19 protein-coding genes are annotated in these 17,526 nt (G+C 51.8%); 18 read left to right on the forward strand and 1 reads right to left on the reverse strand.

The window, feature by feature from the left end; genetic code table 11:
• The first annotated feature begins 2 nt into the window (after window positions 1-2).
• The 18 genes from BED41_RS04880 (at window position 3) to BED41_RS04960 (ending at window position 17,010) form a co-directional block, all read left to right on the forward strand.
• Window positions 3-851 carry an FAD binding domain-containing protein gene (locus BED41_RS04880; RefSeq protein ID WP_066743654.1) on the forward strand — a complete coding sequence of 283 codons (849 nt, stop codon included), beginning with the start codon at window positions 3-5 and terminating at the stop codon, window positions 849-851.
• A 146-nt stretch (window positions 852-997) separates the two neighbouring features.
• A complete protein-coding gene (locus tag BED41_RS04885; protein ID WP_066743656.1) occupies window positions 998-2,230 on the forward strand; it encodes a benzoate/H(+) symporter BenE family transporter in 1,233 nt (410 codons plus the stop codon).
• A gap of 105 nt (window positions 2,231-2,335) precedes the next feature.
• Window positions 2,336-2,644: a carbon-nitrogen hydrolase family protein gene (locus BED41_RS04890; protein WP_066743658.1), complete on the forward strand. Its 309-nt coding sequence runs from the start codon at window positions 2,336-2,338 to the stop codon at window positions 2,642-2,644.
• An 11-nt stretch (window positions 2,645-2,655) separates the two neighbouring features.
• Window positions 2,656-3,117, forward strand: coding sequence for a TRAP transporter small permease (locus BED41_RS04895; RefSeq protein ID WP_066743661.1), 462 nt, complete (start codon window positions 2,656-2,658; stop codon window positions 3,115-3,117).
• Between the two features lies 1 nt (window position 3,118).
• Window positions 3,119-4,408, forward strand: a complete 1,290-nt coding sequence (locus BED41_RS04900) for a TRAP transporter large permease (protein ID WP_084002261.1) — start codon at window positions 3,119-3,121, stop codon at window positions 4,406-4,408.
• Window positions 4,409-4,440: 32 nt separating this feature from the next.
• On the forward strand, window positions 4,441-5,451 hold the full coding sequence (locus BED41_RS04905; protein ID WP_066743663.1) for a TRAP transporter substrate-binding protein: 1,011 nt from the start codon (window positions 4,441-4,443) through the stop codon (window positions 5,449-5,451).
• Between the two features lie 18 nt (window positions 5,452-5,469).
• On the forward strand, window positions 5,470-6,282 hold the full coding sequence (locus BED41_RS04910; RefSeq protein ID WP_066743665.1) for a nitrilase-related carbon-nitrogen hydrolase: 813 nt from the start codon (window positions 5,470-5,472) through the stop codon (window positions 6,280-6,282).
• Window positions 6,283-6,375: 93 nt separating this feature from the next.
• A complete protein-coding gene (locus BED41_RS04915) occupies window positions 6,376-7,620 on the forward strand; it encodes an MFS transporter (RefSeq protein ID WP_157102262.1) in 1,245 nt (414 codons plus the stop codon).
• 100 nt (window positions 7,621-7,720) lie between these two features.
• The gene (locus BED41_RS04920) at window positions 7,721-8,818 is read left to right on the forward strand and encodes an MFS transporter (RefSeq protein ID WP_066743669.1); all 1,098 of its coding nucleotides are present in this window, start codon (window positions 7,721-7,723) and stop codon (window positions 8,816-8,818) included.
• Window positions 8,819-8,820: 2 nt separating this feature from the next.
• Window positions 8,821-8,961: a hypothetical protein gene (locus BED41_RS16390; RefSeq protein ID WP_157102263.1), complete on the forward strand. Its 141-nt coding sequence runs from the start codon at window positions 8,821-8,823 to the stop codon at window positions 8,959-8,961.
• Between the two features lie 11 nt (window positions 8,962-8,972).
• Entirely contained in the window at window positions 8,973-9,848 is an 876-nt protein-coding gene (locus BED41_RS04925) for a fumarate hydratase (RefSeq protein ID WP_066743671.1), read from the forward strand.
• Window positions 9,841-10,404, forward strand: coding sequence for a Fe-S-containing hydro-lyase (locus tag BED41_RS04930; protein WP_066743673.1), 564 nt, complete (start codon window positions 9,841-9,843; stop codon window positions 10,402-10,404). Before BED41_RS04925 ends, BED41_RS04930 begins: the two co-directional genes overlap by 8 nt.
• Window positions 10,405-10,763: 359 nt before the next feature.
• Entirely contained in the window at window positions 10,764-11,717 is a 954-nt protein-coding gene (locus BED41_RS04935) for a TAXI family TRAP transporter solute-binding subunit (protein ID WP_229712400.1), read from the forward strand.
• 349 nt (window positions 11,718-12,066) lie between these two features.
• Window positions 12,067-13,014 (forward strand): TAXI family TRAP transporter solute-binding subunit, encoded by a 948-nt coding sequence (locus BED41_RS04940; RefSeq protein ID WP_066743675.1) that lies wholly within the window; start codon window positions 12,067-12,069, stop codon window positions 13,012-13,014.
• A gap of 89 nt (window positions 13,015-13,103) precedes the next feature.
• Window positions 13,104-15,089 (forward strand): TRAP transporter permease, encoded by a 1,986-nt coding sequence (locus BED41_RS04945; RefSeq protein WP_066743677.1) that lies wholly within the window; start codon window positions 13,104-13,106, stop codon window positions 15,087-15,089.
• A 93-nt stretch (window positions 15,090-15,182) separates the two neighbouring features.
• Window positions 15,183-15,677 carry an AbrB family transcriptional regulator gene (locus BED41_RS04950; protein WP_066743679.1) on the forward strand — a complete coding sequence of 165 codons (495 nt, stop codon included), beginning with the start codon at window positions 15,183-15,185 and terminating at the stop codon, window positions 15,675-15,677.
• A gap of 12 nt (window positions 15,678-15,689) precedes the next feature.
• Window positions 15,690-16,592: a lysophospholipid acyltransferase family protein gene (locus BED41_RS04955; RefSeq protein ID WP_066743681.1), complete on the forward strand. Its 903-nt coding sequence runs from the start codon at window positions 15,690-15,692 to the stop codon at window positions 16,590-16,592.
• Window positions 16,576-17,010, forward strand: coding sequence for a RuvC family protein (locus tag BED41_RS04960; protein ID WP_066743683.1), 435 nt, complete (start codon window positions 16,576-16,578; stop codon window positions 17,008-17,010). The genes BED41_RS04955 and BED41_RS04960 overlap by 17 nt, the downstream gene beginning before the upstream one ends.
• Here the strand turns inward: BED41_RS04960 and BED41_RS04965 are convergent.
• Complete coding sequence (locus BED41_RS04965; protein ID WP_066743685.1) at window positions 17,002-17,523, reverse strand: SDR family NAD(P)-dependent oxidoreductase; 522 nt, start codon at window positions 17,521-17,523, stop codon at window positions 17,002-17,004. The genes BED41_RS04960 and BED41_RS04965 overlap by 9 nt on opposite strands.
• Window positions 17,524-17,526 lie beyond the last annotated feature (3 nt).

The raw sequence follows: 17,526 nt of genomic DNA on the forward strand, positions 1-17,526 counted from the left end.
CTATGTTCAACGTCACTTATTTTGCGCCTAACAATTTGTCTGATGCGCTCGATTATCTCTCCGAACACAAAGATGCGCGGATATTGGCGGGAGGGACGGATCTTATCGCCAAGTGGAAGAAGATCGGTCACCCTGATATGGATCTGCTGGATATCCGCAATATAGAAAGTTTTAAAGAGATATCTCAGTGTGAAAATGGGCTATTCATTGGGGCGGGTGTCACGATGGATACGGTACAGTACAGCGCCGTTATTGTGGAACAGTTGCCGATTCTCGCCGAGGCGGCGGGCAAGGTTGGGTCCGTGCAGGTCAGGAACATGGCCACGATCGGAGGCAACATCTGCAATGCCGCTCCCTCCGCCGATACGGTATTGCCTCTCATTGTATATGATGCCGAGGCAGTAATTGTTTCAAAAAATGCCGAAAAACGTTGTCCTTTGAAGAAATTTTTTGTCGGTCCTGGCAAAACGATTCTACAGCAGGGTGAGCTGCTGAAAGGGGTTTTCGTACCTTATCCCGCTAAAGAAAGCGGCGCCGCGTTTGCAAAACACAGCAGGCGTGTGGGAATGGACTTGGCGACGGTCGGCGTGGCGGTTGATATCTGTCTGAGCGACGATACGGTGGGATATGTCAGGGTTGCACTTGGAGCCGTTGGTCCAGTTCCTATTTTCGTAAAAAGCCTTGAAAAATTTACCGGAGCCAAGATAGGAGACGGTGTTATAGAAGAAATAGCTGTTATTTCAGCCGACCAAGCGGTACCGATTACCGACGTACGCGGCAGCAGAGAATATAGAAAAGACATGGTTTATGAAAATGTGAAAAAGTGTCTGTCTGAGGCACTCAAGAAGTAATGTAACTTAACTGTTGGCGGCATTCTGTGTGAAAATTGCCGGCTTTTTACGCCGAGTGCCGCTAGCGTTGCTTATCCATATTTATAAGTAATCGCGTATGAAGTACTAAAGTCTGTTCAAATTTTTTGATGAGGAGTTGGTCTTGAATGGCGATATGGGAAAAAGGACCAGGTTTTGGCGAAGGGCTGCGTTCTTTCTGGGGAGATCAAAACTTTGCAAATGTAAGCAACGGTATAATTGACGGCCTCGTTTTTGGAATCATAGCTATTCCCCTTATCCAAAAGGCCTGTTCCGTGGCGAATTTGCCGCCAGAGATAGTAGAAAGCTGGCTTGTGACGGTCTATGTCGGTGGCGGTATAATAAGCTGCATAATGGCGCTGTATTATAAACTCCCTATTGTCGGCGCTTGGTCCATCCCAGGAGCGATGGCGCTGGCGCAGGTACTTGGTAATTTTACCCTGCCGGAAATGGTCGGTGGTTTTTTGGTCGCGGGCCTGATCGATTTGCTTTTAGGTCTAACGGGAACGGTAAGAACACTTGTCAGAAAGATCCCCGGCGCCGTTATGATGGCGATGGTTGCCGGTACTCTCTTTGGATGGGGCTCTAAATGTGTTACATCTTTTAAAACGGCTCCAGTAATATGTGCCTTCGGAGTAATCGGTTTCGTTATTTGTAAAAAATTCCTTAAAAGAGTGCCAGCCGTGGTTGGTACGTTGGTAGCGGTATTTGCCGCATCAATAGTAATGGGAAAACTTGCGCCGATTCCTTTTGATTTTTCCATCGCCAAACCTGTGTTTGTAATGCCCGCGTTCAACATCAAAGCGGCGCTTTCCATAGGCGTTCCTCTTGGATTGTTAGTTGTATGCGCTGAGAATATGCAGGCCATAGGCGTTCAGATTGAAATAGGCAAGAAGCCGCCAGTAAATGCTATCACTGTTATTAGCGGTATTGGAGGGATCATAGCCCCGTTTTTCTGCGGGCACAACTGCAATATAGCCGGGCCTATGACTGCGTGGGCCGGGAGTGACGACTGCGGTGAAGTGGACAAGCGTTATGTAGCCGCCGTATGGTGTGGTATTGCTTTTGCCCTCACCGGAATATTTGCCAAGTTTACGATGGGGCTCCTTGCAGCCATTCCAGCCGAAGCATTAAATATGGTAGTCAGCCTTACGCTGATAGGAATGATTATCGGTGGCTTGCAAGAATCTTTTGGATCTGGCAAATTTAAATTCGGCAGTTTTGTGTCATTCATTACCGCAGCCAGCGGTGTGACCTTCTTTGGAATTGGTTCCGCATTCTGGGCTCTCTTTGCCGGCACGGTAATAACTCTTCTGCTGGAGAAAGGAGACTACGATTCAATGGTATCGCCGTTGGATTAGGGGCTTATCAATATATTTCGTGCAGTACCGGTCATATTGCGGTATTGCACGAATAAATTTCTAAAAAGTGATGATCATATGAGTTAAGAAAAAATTTTTTAGAGCGTGGCTTGTCCAGATTCCGGTAGTTCTCTGAGACAGGCGGGTGAATATGGAGAGTGTTGGGCGCTGGTTCTCTCCGAGTGTTACAGACCGGCAGAGATTACGACCGCGTTTGTTCTTCCTGAGCTTTGGAATACCGGCTACGCGCTTGATATCGTTCCAAAGCTGGCTGACAGAAACGCGGCAGAGACGACGGAGCTCCTTGGGCGCCTGGCAAAGAAATACGGCTACGGTCTTTGCGCGGTGCTCTGTCCGAAGGATGCGATCAAGATGAAGGGTGAAGTGCCACTCTATCTGGGAGACTTCAATTGAGGTGACAGACTTTGCGTCTATTAGAAAAAATAGCGGGAGCTATAAGCATTTTTTTCCTGGGTGTTGCTATTCTTTTAGTAACTTTCAATGTTACCGCGAGATATGTTTTCAATTACGGAGAACCATGGTGTGAAGAAGCGATACGCTATTCTGTCGTCTTTGCCACATTTTTTGGACTAAGCCTCGCAGTTGCTAAAAATGAAAGCATGAAGATAGATGTATTGGTACAACTTACAAAGGGCAGGCTGCAGCGGTTGATTCATCTGATAGGCACGTTGGCGGAAGTTACGGTGCTGTGGCTGCTTCTATACTTCTCATATCTTCTGGTGGCAGAAACGATAGAAAGCGGTCAGATAACGCCCTCGGCGGATTACCCGATGTACATTCCGTATCTGTTTGTGACAGCGGGAGTCTTTGTATGTGCCTTGAGCTCGCTTTACGCCCTTTACAATGCAATAAAGGGGGAAAAATAAGATGGAAATGGCGATGGTACTTTTCGCTACGCTGTTTATTTTCCTTTTCCTCAGTGCCCCTATCTACGTGGCGTTGACAGCCTCTTCGCTTATAACAATGTTTATTTTTGGCGATTACAGTTTGTCAGCGGTCATGCAGAGGATATTTGGCGGCATGGACAAATTTGCCCTGATGTCTCTGCCATTTTATGTTCTTGCCGCGGATATTATGACTGTTGGGGGAATGTCCAAAAAAATCGTTGATTTTGTTAATGTGGCAATGGGCAGCTTCCGTGGCAGTCTTGCCATCGTGACACAGGGGGCCAGTATGTTTTTTGGAGCATTATCTGGCTCAAGTCCAGCGACGGTAGTTGCGATAGGCTCGATGATGTACCCCAGGCTCACAAATGAGGCTGAGGGAGGTTATTCCAAGAGGTTTGCCGCTGGCCTTATTACGTCGTCGGGAGCTGTAGCAATTTTGATACCTCCGAGTATAACGTTCATTATTTACGGAGCCACGACAGGTGTTTCGATTGCGGCGCTGTTTGCCGGCGGACTTGGCGCTGGGCTAGTATTCGGTGGCTTGATAATGCTCTACAGCTATTATTACGCCTTAAATCACCACGTGGTAGTTGGACAGAAAGTTACCAGCGCTGAACTTATAAAAGTTACCAAGGATGCTTCTTGGTCTCTTGGGGTTCCGGTAATTATTGTCGGTGGAATATCAGCCGGGATATTTACTCCCACGGAGGCTGCTGGATTTTCAGTTGTATATGCGCTTTTTGTATGTGTGTTCATATACAAGGAACTTCCACTTTCAAAGCTATTAATGGCAATGAAGACCTCTGCCGTTACGATAGGACAGCTGATGATGCTGCTTGGTACGGCAGGGTTGTTTGGCTGGGTGCTGACTGTCTCGTTCTTTCCGCAAATTCTTGCTGAGTTATTGACGACGACCATAACATCGAAATATACCATGCTGTTTATTGTCAATATAATGTTCCTTATTGCAGGGATGTTTGTTGATGGAGGTGCGGCCATAATGATTCTTGCGCCGCTGATCTTTCTTCCTATGGTCAAACTTGGCGTCGACCCCGTTCATCTTGGAGTAGTTTTAGTAACCAACCTCTCTATTGGTATGTTTACTCCACCCTTTGGATTGAACCTTTTTGTCGCGCGCTCTGTTACGGGACTGTCTCTTGGTGAAATATACCGTTCCGTGTTGCCGTTTATAGTAATCAGCATAATAGCTCTGATTATTATTACCTATATTCCGGCGGTGTCTATGATTTTTGTTTCGCTACTTTCTTAATATTAATGAATACTCAGGGAGGAAAATTGACTATGAAAAAGAGCTTTAAGTTGGCAGTACTGGTTTTAGCGTGTGTCGTCGCTGTTGCGGGAATTTCGGAAGCCGCAGTAAAAAAGGTCAAGCATGCGATCACCGTCAATATGGATGACGCCGGAGGTGTTGCGGCAGCTACAATGAAAGATAATATAAAAAAGTATTCGAACGGCGCGATGGAACTTCAAATTTTTCCTGGAAGCCAGCTTGGAGGAATGAGGGAACACTATGAAGCATGTCAGAGCGGCGCAATTGAAACGATTTATGTCGCGGCGTCGGCGGCTTCGAAGTTTGTTCCCGAAGTGGGAGTCTTAGATTTGCCCTTCCTCTTTCCGACCGACTATGATAAGGCGTGGAAGGTAATAGACGGGGATTTAACAAAAATTCTTGCCGAGAAACTTGCAAAGCAGAACTTTGTCCTCCTCGGCATCGCTCCCTATGGCTATAAGAGCCTCCATTCAGGTACTAAACAGATCAAATCTTTGAAGGATATCTCCGGCATGAAAATAAGGATTATGCCGTCAAAGACTCTGGAGCTTACGTACAAGGCGTGGAATGCCAATCCGACCCCCGTTGAATTTGGCGAACTTTATGTAGCTCTTCAGCAGAGAGTCGTCGACGGCGGAGAAAATGGCCTTTCTGTTATAAAGGCGCAGAAATTTAACGAAGTACAGCCGTACCTCACAGTCTCAAAACACGGCCTTTTTATGGGGCTGATGGTCGCCAACAAAAGATGGTTTGATAAACTTTCTGATAGCGAAAGAGAGGTAATTATAAAGGCGGCTAAAGAAAATATAACGCAGCAGCGAAAGTATGTGGCTGAAGAGGACGAAAAAATAATCAAATACCTTGGCGAGAACGGTATGACGGTCTATCGTCTCAGTTCTAAAGAGGCGGCTGAATTTGAGAAGGCTTCACAGCCGGTATATAAGGCTTTCAGCGATATCTCAGCGGAAAACAAAAGAACGCTGGATACTGTCTTAAAGGCTAAAAAAGACTTTGGATACTAAAATTGGGAGGCAGGAATAATGGAAAAAAAATTTAGAGCGGGACTCGTCCAGATACCGGTCGTTCTCGGGGACAGGCAGGCAAATATGGAGAGTGTTGAGCGCTGGCTCTCCGAGTATTACAGACCGGCGGAGATTACGACCGCGCTTGTTCTCCCGGAGCTCTGGGACACCGGCTACGCGCTTGATATTGTTCCGAAGCTGGCTGACAGAAACGCGGCTGAAACGACGGAGTTCCTTGGGCGCCTGGCAAAGAAATACGGCTGCTGGTTTACCGGCGGTTCTGTGATGGCGGAAGATAACGGGAAGTATTACAACAGAGCCCTGATCATCAATCCTCGGGGCGAACTGGTCACATTTTACGACAAAGTTCACCTCGTGCCTTTTATAACGGTAGAAGACGGAGTATTTGAGCATGGAGAAAAGCCCTGTGTTTTTGATATGGACGGCATCACCTGCGGGAGCCTTATCTGCTACGACATCCGTTTCCCTGAGTGGATCCGCGTATATGCCCTGAAGGGAGTGGAGACGCTGTTTATCTGCAGCCAGTGGACGCGCTCTCGTATGGACCTCTATCGGACGATGATACGCGCCCATGCGATAGAAAATATGTTCTTTACCGTGGCGGTAAATAACTGTGACTATTCCGGCGACATTGATTTCGGAGGCGAGTCCTTCGTGTCGTCGCCGACCGGCGATGTTCTTGCCTCTTGCAGCGGCACGCGCGACGGAAAGTTTGCCGAAGTGGATGTTACAAACATAAACGAAAACAGGCAGTTTCTCAAGGTTTTTGAAAAACGGCTGCCGCATCTTTACGGCGATCTTTGTAAATAGTCCGTTTATGTAATATCGCGGATAGGTGGAGGGGCTGTCATTGTGAATCACACTTTTGGCGGTCCCTTTTTATTCTTCGTAAGGGTGATATTAATGAAAAAATTTGATGGAATAACCGTTTATACCACTTATGCGCTGTTGATTATGTCCTATTTCCTAAGCTGCTTGATAAGAACCTCCGGCGGCGTCGTTCTTCCTGTGGTTTCTTCTTCGATAGGGTTGTCCTCAACTGCCGTTGGTCTTATATCTGGAATGTATTTTTACGGTTATACGATGTCACAGCCGTTCTGCGGGAAGATGTGCGACGATAAAGGACCATTAAACGTAGAGATGTGCGGACTTGTAGTGTTTACCTGCGGGCTGTTGCTCTTCTCGCTCTCAGAGAACGCTTTCATGTTGTGCGTGGCGCGTCTCTTACTCGGGGTTGGAGCGGGGCCTACTTTCTGCGGGTTGATGGTTTTTCAGGCTAAAGCGCTGCCTCCGCATCTGTTTTCAAAATTTATGGGATTCACCATAATGTTTGGCCACTTCGGAGGCGTAGTGTCGATAACGCCATTGGGTTCGGCGATTGATATGTTAGGCTATAAGAACGTACATTATATCCTTGCGATTTTTTCTGTAATTATAATTTTTATGCTTTATATGATGAACCGCCGTCTATTGTTTATAAAGTCTGAAAAGGAGCAAGTTTCTCGCAGCAGCGGTGTGTTGAGGGGGTTTCGGATCATATTTAACAGCAGGCCGCTCCTTGTCGTCGTAATTGTGTGGTCCCTAACCATGATACTCCAGATGAACCTGATCGGGTTATGGGGTGTCAGCTGGATAAGCAGCGCCTGCTTATTGTCACAAGAGACGGCAAGAAACTGCATGTCAATGGGCGGTATCGGCGTCCTCGCCGGAGCGTGTATCATTGGCTGCACAGGCAACAAATTTTCTAAATCGGCAGCATACCTTCGGGGGTTCTATATTATACAGATAATAAGTTTGGCTGCATTGATCATTGGCGTGAGTTATTGTTGGCAATGGGAATCTTTAGCAGCTTTAACATTTATAATTGGTATGACATTGGGGATTATAAATGTTTTATGCAATATATTCCTATTTAAGATAGTTGGCGGAGATTTGGTTGGGACGGTAACTGGGGCATGCAATGTTATCCTGTTTTTAAATGTGCTGCTGAGCCAGTGGTTTTCAGGCGCGTTTATTCAGAAATGGAACGAAACGATGATTTTTTCACAAGTTGCAGCACCATCAGCGTTTTTTGCACTTGTAGTTGTCTTGGGAATAGTTATCTTTTATCCTATTTATAATACATCTTATAAATCGCTGAACGAGTAGTTTTTTCCACAAATGGCAATTTGTTCTGTCAATACTAAAGTGATATATAATATCTCTCTAGTCAACGACATAAACGACATAGACGTATAGGAGGGGCATTTTGAAAGATAAAAACATTTTGCTCACGCCGCTCTTTCTGCGGCTCTTTATTCCCTTTGGGGTTGGGTATTTCCTGTCGGTATTCCTCGGCAGCGCCAACGCGACGATGGCGCCGATGCTGGTTACGGAATTTACGCTTTCTCCCTCCGATCTTGGTTTCATGAGCTCCATATATCTGATATTTTTCGGACTCGCGCAGTTTCCACTCGGCGTCTTTCTTGACAGGTACGGAGCCCGCGCCACGCTCGCGCCGATGCTGCTATTTGCCGTCGCCGGCGCGCTGGTATTCGCCGCGGCGGAGGGTTTTGCGGCGCTGGCCCTCTCCCGCGCGCTTATCGGTATCGGCCTCTCAGGCAGCCTCATGGCGGCCTTTAAGGCCTACGCCTCGTGGCTGCCCGCTGAGAGGCTCCCGCTGGTCTACAGCGTCCAGTCTCTGATGGGCGGACTTGGCGGCATGTTTGCCACGCGGCCGATCTCGGTGGCCTTCGGTCTGTTCGGATGGCGGCAGGTGTTCGTCATGCTTGCCGCCGTCTGTCTTTGCAGTGCGTCGCTGGTCTGGTTCGTCGTCCCTAATGACAGGCCCGGAGGCGCTGTGAAAGTGGATTCATTTGTAAAGCAGCTGTGGAAGATGTTCGGCTTCTTTGGCGACCGCCGTTTCTGGCTCGTAGCGCCGACGGTGACGGCGGCACAGAGCGTGATGTTCGCCTTTCTCTATCTTTGGGTGGGACCGTGGATGCTCGATGTTGCGGGAATGGAGGTCAGCGAGGCGGGGATGTATATGATGCTGGCCTTCGGCGGCGCTGCCCTCGGTTACTTTGGCAACGGTATCCTTGCGGGATGGTTCAAAAGCAGGGGCTGGCTCACCTGGGAGCAGCTTTATCTGTTATCCGGCGTGCTGCTGACCCTTGTGCTGGCGGCGATAACGCTGATAAACGGCAGATGCGCGGCTCCGCTGTGGGGCATCGTGATGTTCCTCTCGACGATGACGATGATCTCTTTTCCGATAACGCGCACGATGTATGCGGGTGACGAGGTTGGCCGCGTGCTATCACTGCTGAACTTCACCATCTTTTTTCTTTCATTGTTCAGTGGTTCATAGGCGTGGTGATCGACCTGTATCCCGTCAGAGAGGGGCATTTCTCCCCGGCGGGGTATCAGATGAGCCTCGCCGTCGTCGTGGTCTTTAATTTAGCCTCCTGTATCTGGTATTATTATGGAATGAAAAGGGACAACAGCCGATAAGGAGGCGCGATATGTCGAAGATATACAGGATAGCGGCAGAGGCGGTGACGGAGAAGGTCTGTGAGCTTGCGCTCACCGCCAATATGTATCTGCCGGAGGAGGTAAAGCGGGCGCTTACCGAGGCCCGCGCGGCGGAGAAGATGCCGCTGGCCCGTTCGACCTATGATGAGATCATACGGAACGCGGAGCTTGCCGCCGAAAAATATATGCCGATCTGCCAGGACTGCGGCATGGCAGTTTTATTCATTGAGCTCGGGCAGGATCTCCACGTGGAGGGCGGCGGTCTTGAAGATGCGATAAACGAGGGTGTGCGCAAGGCCTACCGCAACGGTTATCTGCGCAAATCCGTCGTCTCCGATCCGCTCATCGACCGCAGGAACAGCGGCGACAACACGCCGGCGGTGATTCACTGGCGTGTCGTGCCGGGGCACGCTCTTGATATCACGATAACGCCAAAGGGTATGGGCAGCGAGAATATGAGCCGCATATATATGCTTAAGCCTGCGGACGGCGTCGACGGCGTGATAAGGGCCGTCGTGGAGACGGTGGAACAGGCTGGCTCGAATCCCTGTCCGCCGGTGGTGATCGGCGTCGGCATCGGCGGGAATTTTGAGACCGCGCCGCTTGCCGCGAAAGAGGCTCTGTTGAAGCCCTATGGCGAACGTCACGCGGTCTCCGCCTATGCGCAGATGGAGGAGCGCATACTGCGCGAGGTCAACCGCTTGGGTATCGGCCCCGCGGGTATCGGAGGCACGGTTACGGCGCTTGACGCGCATATCGTCATCCGTCCGACGCATATCGCGGGAATGCCGGTGGCGGTCAACCTCTGCTGCCACGCGCTGCGCCATGCGCACGGAAGATTGGAGGGGAGGGTGGAAAATGATTGAGGTCAAGCATATAAGACTGCCGCTCAGCGACGAGGATGTGGAGGCGCTCCACGCCGGAGATATAGTGAGGCTTTCGGGGAAGATTCTTGTGGGACGCGACGCGGCGCACAAGAGGATCTCGGAGGCCTTTAAGGACGGCGGCGAGCCTCCTTTTTCCATCGATAATGAAGTGATTTATTACGCGGGGCCCGCGCCTACGCCTCCCGGGGCGGTGATCGGTCCCATCGGACCGACGACGAGCGGCCGTATGGACCCCTATACGCCTCTGCTGCTCTCGAAGGGGCTGCGCGGCATGATCGGCAAAGGAAAGCGCACGTCGGAGGTGCTGGAGGCTGTCAGAGAGCATAAGGCCGTATATTTCGGCGCTACGGGCGGTACGGCGGTACTGCTTGCGGATTCGGTAAAGAGTGCCGAGCGCGTCGCCTACGACGATCTTGGCCCCGAGGCGGTCCTGCGGCTTGAGGTTGAGGATATGCCGCTTGTAGTGCTCGCCGACTGCCACGGGGGAAATCTCTACGAGAGCGGCCCTGAGGAGGCACGTGAGAGCTTTTTGTAATATTGAACAAAGACTTTAATGAAATACACATTATAATTTTATATGTTTCTTGACTTTTTCAGGAGGGGGTGACCACATGTTTTCTGCAAGCCTTTGACAGGCCGTTTTTCCGGCGGCGCACGGAGTGCGCCGGAGCGAGAGCGGCTGTAATGGGAGCGGAACATGCGGTCTCCGCCTCTTTCTTTTCCCTGTGATCCTGTAGTTTAAGCTTTCGGATATTCAGCCCGCTCTTGATTGGAGTTCACCGTGATACGGCAGGTGTATGTCATTGTGCTTGCGTAAAAGCCGGTTATCTTTGCGTCGTGAATGTTATTGGGTTTGAAATATCGAACATTTGCTTAACAACAGGAGGAATTTTAATGAACAAGGCAACAAAAATGATATTGTCACTGGGAGCGGCCTTGGCGTTTACGGCCGCCGCGCTTCCGGCGGCGGCCGCACAGTTTGTAAATATTGGCACTGGTCCCACCGGCGGGACCTATTATCCTGTAGGCGCGGGTATCGCGAAGATCTGGAATTCCGGCATCACGGATATGAGGGCGAACGCCCAGTCCAGCGGCGGTACCCGCAACAATATCCAGCTGATGGAAACCGGAGAGGCGCAGGTTATCTTTGCCGACGGCCTTTATTATGACGCCTATAACGGGCGGGACAGCTACAAGGGTACGCCAAAGAAGTTTATGCGCGCGATGGCTCCGCTATATCCCGAGGCGATACATATCGTCGTGCGTAAAGGCTCCGGCATAAAGAGTCTTGCCGACCTCAGGGGCAGGAGGGTCTCGGTTGGCGCCGTCGGCGGAAGCGTGGAGCTTACCTCCGACAACCTTTTTAAAAACGCCGGCATCGACCCCGCGGATATCAAAAAGGATCATCTGGGACACAGCGAGTCGGTGGCGGCGCTGCAGGACAGGCAGATAGACGCGGCGATCACGGTGGGGGCGATCGGCATTTCAAGCGTTGTGGAACCAATGACGCTGGGGATTGCCGAACTTATTGATGTTCCCGACGCGGTCGTTAAAAAGATGATCGAGACGACGCCATATTTTGCGCCGCTAACGATACCGGCTGGAAGCTACAAGGGGCAGACTCGCGACGTTAAGACCTTCAGCAGCCCGAACATCCTCGCGGTTGACGAGAAGCTTGACGAGGCTGCCGTATATGAAATGACGAAGGCTCTCTTCCGGCATAAGGGGGATTTGGTGGTGATCAGCGCCAGGATGAACGCCATGGACCCGAAGCATGTGAAGGATATCAGAATACCGCTGCACCCCGGAGCCCTTAAATTTTACCGGGAGATCGGCGCGGTGAAATAGCCTCGGACGCAGTTTAAATTCGCGCCGGAGAGCTTTGCGGCTCCGGCGCGAATTTGTCAGAGAAAATTCACAAATGGTATTTAGCATTATTGAGAGAAATATTGAAACCGAAGATTTCAACATTATATTATATACGCTGTATACTTAATTTGCACCGTTATTATATAAAAAGATGTAGAATTAAATTTATACATATTGCTTTTTGTATTTCATGGGTGAGTCATTATAATTAGAAAACAATCATTTGGTATCCATGATTAAGCGTCTTCAGCTTTTCAATACGAAAGGAGGCTAGTTTTTTAGAGGTATCACCCAACAAAAATTCGATTTAAAAGGGGATGTATCATTTATGAAGAATTTCATCAAACTGGTATTGGTAACGGCTCTCATCTTCTCATTTGCGGCCTCGGCTTCGGCGGCGACTTTCATCAACATCGGCACCGGCTCTACGGGAGGAACATACTACCCGGTCGGCGCGGCGATGGCTAAGGTTTGGAACTCCAGCATTTCCGGTATGAAGGCAAATGCCCAGTCTACCGGCGGCACGGCGCAGAACCTCGCGCTGCTCGGCAAGGGTGAGGCTGAGGTGATCTTTGCGGACGGGCTTTATTTCTTCGCCTATGAGGGTAAGGGAGCCTTTGAGGGCAAAGCGATGAAAAACCTCTGCGGTCTCGCGCCCCTCTACGCGGAGCCGATACATTTCCTTGTTGCCAAGGGCAGCAATATAAAGAGCATCAAAGACCTTAAGGGCAAGCGCGTCTCTGTCGGCGCCGTCGGCAGCGGTACGGAGGTAACGGTCCGTACCCTTCTCAAGGCAAACGGCATTGACCCGGACAAGGACATCAAAGCCGAAAATCTCGGACTCTCCGACACCGCCTCCGCCTTCGCCGATAAGAATATCGACGCCGGTCTTACGGTAGGCGCGCTTGGCATCGCCGGCGTGGTGGAGATCGCGACGCTTGGCACCGCTGAGCTTCGTGATTTCGAGCCGGAAGTGATAGACAAGCTTTGCAAGGAGCTTCCCTATTATCTGCCCTTCGATATTCCCGCGAACACCTATAAGGGACAGACAAAACCCGTCAAGGCGATGGCGAGCTGGAACGTCCTCATAACGAACGATAAGCTCGACACCGATACAGCCTATCAGATGACGAAGGCCCTCTATGAGAAGAAGCAGGACATCCTTAATGTCTCCTCAAGACTTTCCTCAATGTCGCCCGAGAACCTGAAATACATCCAGGTTCCGATTCATCCCGGCGCCCTTAAGTATTACAAAGAGATCGGCGCGGTGAAATAACTTACGGCGGCAAACAGACTTAGACCTGACCGCGCGGGAGTCCAAAACTCCCGCGCCCTCTTTCGCCAGTATTTTTAGGAGGAAAGTATATGGAAGATAAAAAACACAGTAAATCTCTATTGGAAGATGTCAGTATGGACGAGGCGCAGGTAAGCAGCCTCGTGGAAAAATATGACGCGGAGAGCCGCTACCGCAGGCTGACGGGCGCGCAGGGATTATTTATCTCGCTATGGCTCGCCGCCATGGCGCTCTTTCACCTCTACACCGCCGGTATCGCGACAATGCCCATCACCATTCAGCGCGCGGTGCACCTTACCTTTGCGATCGTCGCCGTATTCATCCTGTTCCCAGCGACGAAAAAATCCTCAAAGCTGAAAACTCCGTGGTACGACTGGCTGTTGGCCATTGCCGCCGGCTGTGTTACGGGCTACATCGTCTTCTTTTTCAACGATATTGCGCGCCGCGGCGCCGAACCGATCGATTATGAGATATACCTTGGTATCGCCGCGATCCTGCTGGTGCTGGAGGCTGGCCGCCGTGTCGTTGGGAACGTCCTGCCCTGTATGAGCGTGATTTTCCTGGCCTATTGCTATTTCGGAAATTATGCGCCGGGTATATTCCAGATACGCGGCTACTCCCTGAGCCGCATCATACAGCATATGTACCTGACGCCCGAGGGAATCTTCGGTTTGGCGCTTGGCGTCTCGGCTACCTTTGTCATCGTGTTTATAATATTCGGCGCCTATCTGTCGCAGAGCGGCGGCGCTAAATTCTTCAACGAACTTGCGCTCGCCATCGCCGGCAGCAAACCGGGAGGCCCCGCCAAGGTGGCGGTCGTCGCCTCGGGGCTGCTCGGCACGATAAATGGCTCCTCTGTCGCCAACGTCGCCACAACGGGAACCTTCACCATCCCGCTCATGAAGCGGGTCGGCTACGCTCCCTACTATGCCGGAGCCGTTGAGGCCTGCGCCTCGACCGGCGGCCAGCTGATGCCGCCGATCATGGGGGCGGGAGCTTTCATCATGAGCGAGTTCCTCAACATTCCCTACCTCTCGATCGCCGCGGCGGCGATTATCCCCGCCCTCATCTATTACACGGCGATATTCACAAACGTCCATATCAGGGCCCGCAAAAAGAAGCTGCGCGGTATACCTAAGAGCGACCTGCCGTCGGTAAGAGAGGTAATGAGAAGCGATGGTCATCTGCTGGTACCGGTGATCGTCGTCATCATCACGCTGCTGATGAAATATACCCCGCTGAGAGCCGGTTTTATCGGCGTTGTAGCGGTTATCATCGTGAGCTCTCTGAAAAAAAATACACGGATGACGCTGAAGGATAATTTCAACGCGCTTGTGGAGGGCGCCCGCGGCGGTCTTGGCGTGGCGCTGGCCTGCGCGCTCGTGGGATTCATCGTCGGCACCTCGTCGCTGACCTCGCTGGGGCTTACAATTTCCAACAACATAATTGATATATCCGGCGGGAACTTGGTATTGACGCTGGTTATGGCGATGGTCGCCTGCCTCGTGCTCGGGATGGGGCTGCCTACGACGGCAAACTATATCGTCTGCAGTACGATCATCGCCCCGGCACTGATCGGCATGAAGGTGCTACCGCTCTCGGCGCATCTCTTCGTCTTCTACTTCGGCATCATGGCCGACTTGACGCCGCCGGTATGTCTTGCCGCCTTCACCGGCGCGGGCATCGCGGGCGCGAGCCCGGCGAAGACCGGTATGACGGCGACGCGGATCGCGCTGGCCTCTTACCTGCTGCCCTACTGCTTCGTCTACAATCCAATGCTGCTGCTGCAGAATGTTGAAATTGTGGATCTTACGGTCCTTGTAGTATCGGCGCTGTTTGGCGTTATCACGCTTGCCGGTTCGTTCGAAGGCTGGTTCTTCCGGGATCTTAAAACCTATGAACGGGTCGTATTCGGTATACTCGCGCTGCTTTCCATCTATCACGACTTCTGGATCAGCGTCGCCGCGATGGCCGGCATCGTCGTCGTGATGTTCTATTTCAGAAAGAGCGCCCGCGATGATTCCTCTTCGGAGGATTTAGAGGGAGCTTCCGCGTAGCAGGATGTAAATAAAGACCACAGGCGGCCTCTTTCCTCATGGAAGAGGCCGCTTTTTATTGTATAATAATCTACCGGAATAGGAGGTGTGCCAATGTCTTCGCAATTTTATACAATATTCGCCGTCGTTCTCGGCAGCGGAATCGGCTATAAATTAAATTTCCCCGCCGGCGCGATGGTGGGCGGCCTTCTCGGAGGCCTCATAGTCAAAGCTTTTTTCACGATGGGGCTTGACCCGAAGATAGACTGGCTTTCCTATCTTTCCCAGGCGCTTGTGGCCTACGTTCTGGTCCGCGGAAGTGATTTTTCATCCTTAAAGGAATTGCCCAAGTATCTTCCCGCGGCGATCGCCTACAGCCTGCTGCTTCTCGTTTTTACGCTTGGGCTGGCCTGGTTCTTTGCCCGCTTCTGCAACATGGACTTTCTTACCTCGCTCTTCGCGACGACGCCGGGCGGTCTCACCGGTATTGCCGTGGTGGCGGTGGATATCGGCGCGAATCCCGCGATCTCCGTATTATTCAATATTTGCCGGATTGTCACCGTGCTCGTTGTGGTGCCGATACTCGCCAATATAATAGTACGACACTGAAAGGAAAACCGAATGGCACAAAGTCAGCCTTTTATATGGCACTCGCTCAATATGTTCAGAAAACTGGTATGCGCGCTGCCGCACGAAAAGGCGGTCGCGCTTGGCGGCGCTCTCGGTTCCCTCGTCGCCCGCTTCTCCGTCCGTAAGGTCTCCGAGGCGCAGGAGCGCTGTGCGAAGATACTCGGCGTGCCGCGCGAAAGGGCGCGGGAGATCGTGCTTGGCTCCTACAATCACTTTGGCCGCGCCGCCGCGGAGTTTGCGAGGATGCCGGTCATGGCGGATAAGATGGACTCTCTGGTCAGCAGCAGCGGCCACGAGTATATTGTTGAAGCGGTGGAATCTAAGCGAGGCGCAATACTTGCCACCGCGCATATCGGCAACTGGGAATACGCCGCCTGCTGGCTCGCCCATCAGGGGCTGCCGATAAATTCCCTTGGTACAGACCAGCGTGACGACCGTATCACCGAATTAATAAAAGAGCTGAGGCGCGCGGGCGGCTCGAAGGCGCTAGGTAAGGCCAACGACCTGAGAGCGATGATGAAGGCGCTGCAGAACGGCGAGATCATCGCCGTCCCTGTGGACCAGGACGCGAAAAGGGCGGGGGTGGTCTCGCCCTTTCTTGGCTCGCCGGCCAGCACTCCTGTAGGTCCCGCTAAGCTCGCCGCGAAGCTTGGCTGCGACGTCATTCCCGGTATCTGTGTACGCCGGCCTGACGGCATAACCTTCGAGATGAAGTTCTATCCGCCGATGAAGGGACGAAACGGCGAGCCTTTCGGCAAGGATATCCAGGCGAGCACGGACGACTTGAACGCCGTCATATCAGAGGGCATACGCGCCTATCCCGATCAGTGGATGTGGATGTATCCGCGCTGGGAATCCGTTGAGAGAGGCACCTTTGATGATTGCTGGGATTGACCCCGGACGCTGGAAGATCGGCGTGGCCTTCGCTGATGGCGATGCGCTGCTCTTTTCCGCGATAATCCCCGCGGAGAAACGTACCGTTCTCATCAAGTCCTTTGAGAGAGGCGACTGGAGCCTTTTGGAGGAATGGCGGCAAGAGGGCAGTATAAAAAACATAGAAGGACGCCGTGCCGAAAAGATCTACATTGGCAACGGTACCTCTTCAAGAGAGTTCGCGAGGGAATTCCCCTTTGAATATAGCAAGACGGATGAATATGGCACGACGCTTGAGGCGCGGAAAATATTCTGGCGGCTGCACCCGCCGGGCGGAATCATGAAGCTTGTCCCGCTCTCGCTGCGCACGCCGCCAAGGAATATTGATGATCTTGCCGCCTATGCCATCATTTTGAGGGCAGAGGGCTTTTCAGCTTAACCTTACGCGCACGCCGTACTCCGCGAGCTCGTTGTTCATGCTCTCCGCGATAGCCGAGACCGCCGCGCCGTACATGTCGGAGGTAAGGTTTTTTTGCCCGCGCGGCCGTACGATGACGATCTCGGGGGATTCGCCGCCCATCATATAGGGCAGAGCGCATTTGCAGAGCATAAAGAGCCCGTTTAGCGCCGCCGTGTGCGCCGTAAAGTCCTCCTCAACGAGGTCGAGGAAGAGCTCTCCCCGCGCCGTAAGCTCCGGCGCGTAGACGAGCATCTCAATGGCTCCCAGGCTTTCAGCACAGCTGACGACCGACGGCGCTATCGCCTCAAGCGTCATCTCCGCCGTTACACAGCCTCCCGAGCAGCAGGCGATTTCGTTAAGCCGCCTCTCCAGACCCGCCGCCGTCTCCGTGTCAGCGCAGGTATAGTAGACCTCTCCCTCCATAATCAGCTCAGATATTTCCGCAAGACAGGAGGGGGCGAAGGGCAGAAAAATTTTTCTCTTCTTAGGCATATT

Origin of the sequence: Cloacibacillus porcorum (assembly GCF_001701045.1) — a bacterium.
GTDB classification, from domain to species: Bacteria; Synergistota; Synergistia; order Synergistales; family Synergistaceae; genus Cloacibacillus; species Cloacibacillus porcorum.

Coding starts and splice junctions, on each gene's coding strand:
- BED41_RS04885 (WP_066743656.1), top strand. CDS start 998: ATGGCGATATGGGAAAAAGGACCAGGTTTTGGCGAAGGGCTGCGTTCT.
- BED41_RS04965 (WP_066743685.1), bottom strand. CDS start 17,523: ATGCCTAAGAAGAGAAAAATTTTTCTGCCCTTCGCCCCCTCCTGTCTT.
- BED41_RS04880 (WP_066743654.1), top strand. CDS start 3: ATGTTCAACGTCACTTATTTTGCGCCTAACAATTTGTCTGATGCGCTC.
- BED41_RS04915 (WP_157102262.1), top strand. CDS start 6,376: ATGAAAAAATTTGATGGAATAACCGTTTATACCACTTATGCGCTGTTG.
- BED41_RS04955 (WP_066743681.1), top strand. CDS start 15,690: ATGGCACAAAGTCAGCCTTTTATATGGCACTCGCTCAATATGTTCAGA.
- BED41_RS04935 (WP_229712400.1), top strand. CDS start 10,764: ATGAACAAGGCAACAAAAATGATATTGTCACTGGGAGCGGCCTTGGCG.
- BED41_RS04940 (WP_066743675.1), top strand. CDS start 12,067: ATGAAGAATTTCATCAAACTGGTATTGGTAACGGCTCTCATCTTCTCA.
- BED41_RS04960 (WP_066743683.1), top strand. CDS start 16,576: ATGATTGCTGGGATTGACCCCGGACGCTGGAAGATCGGCGTGGCCTTC.
- BED41_RS04930 (WP_066743673.1), top strand. CDS start 9,841: ATGATTGAGGTCAAGCATATAAGACTGCCGCTCAGCGACGAGGATGTG.
- BED41_RS04945 (WP_066743677.1), top strand. CDS start 13,104: ATGGAAGATAAAAAACACAGTAAATCTCTATTGGAAGATGTCAGTATG.
- BED41_RS04950 (WP_066743679.1), top strand. CDS start 15,183: ATGTCTTCGCAATTTTATACAATATTCGCCGTCGTTCTCGGCAGCGGA.
- BED41_RS04925 (WP_066743671.1), top strand. CDS start 8,973: ATGTCGAAGATATACAGGATAGCGGCAGAGGCGGTGACGGAGAAGGTC.
- BED41_RS04905 (WP_066743663.1), top strand. CDS start 4,441: ATGAAAAAGAGCTTTAAGTTGGCAGTACTGGTTTTAGCGTGTGTCGTC.
- BED41_RS04910 (WP_066743665.1), top strand. CDS start 5,470: ATGGAAAAAAAATTTAGAGCGGGACTCGTCCAGATACCGGTCGTTCTC.
- BED41_RS04900 (WP_084002261.1), top strand. CDS start 3,119: ATGGAAATGGCGATGGTACTTTTCGCTACGCTGTTTATTTTCCTTTTC.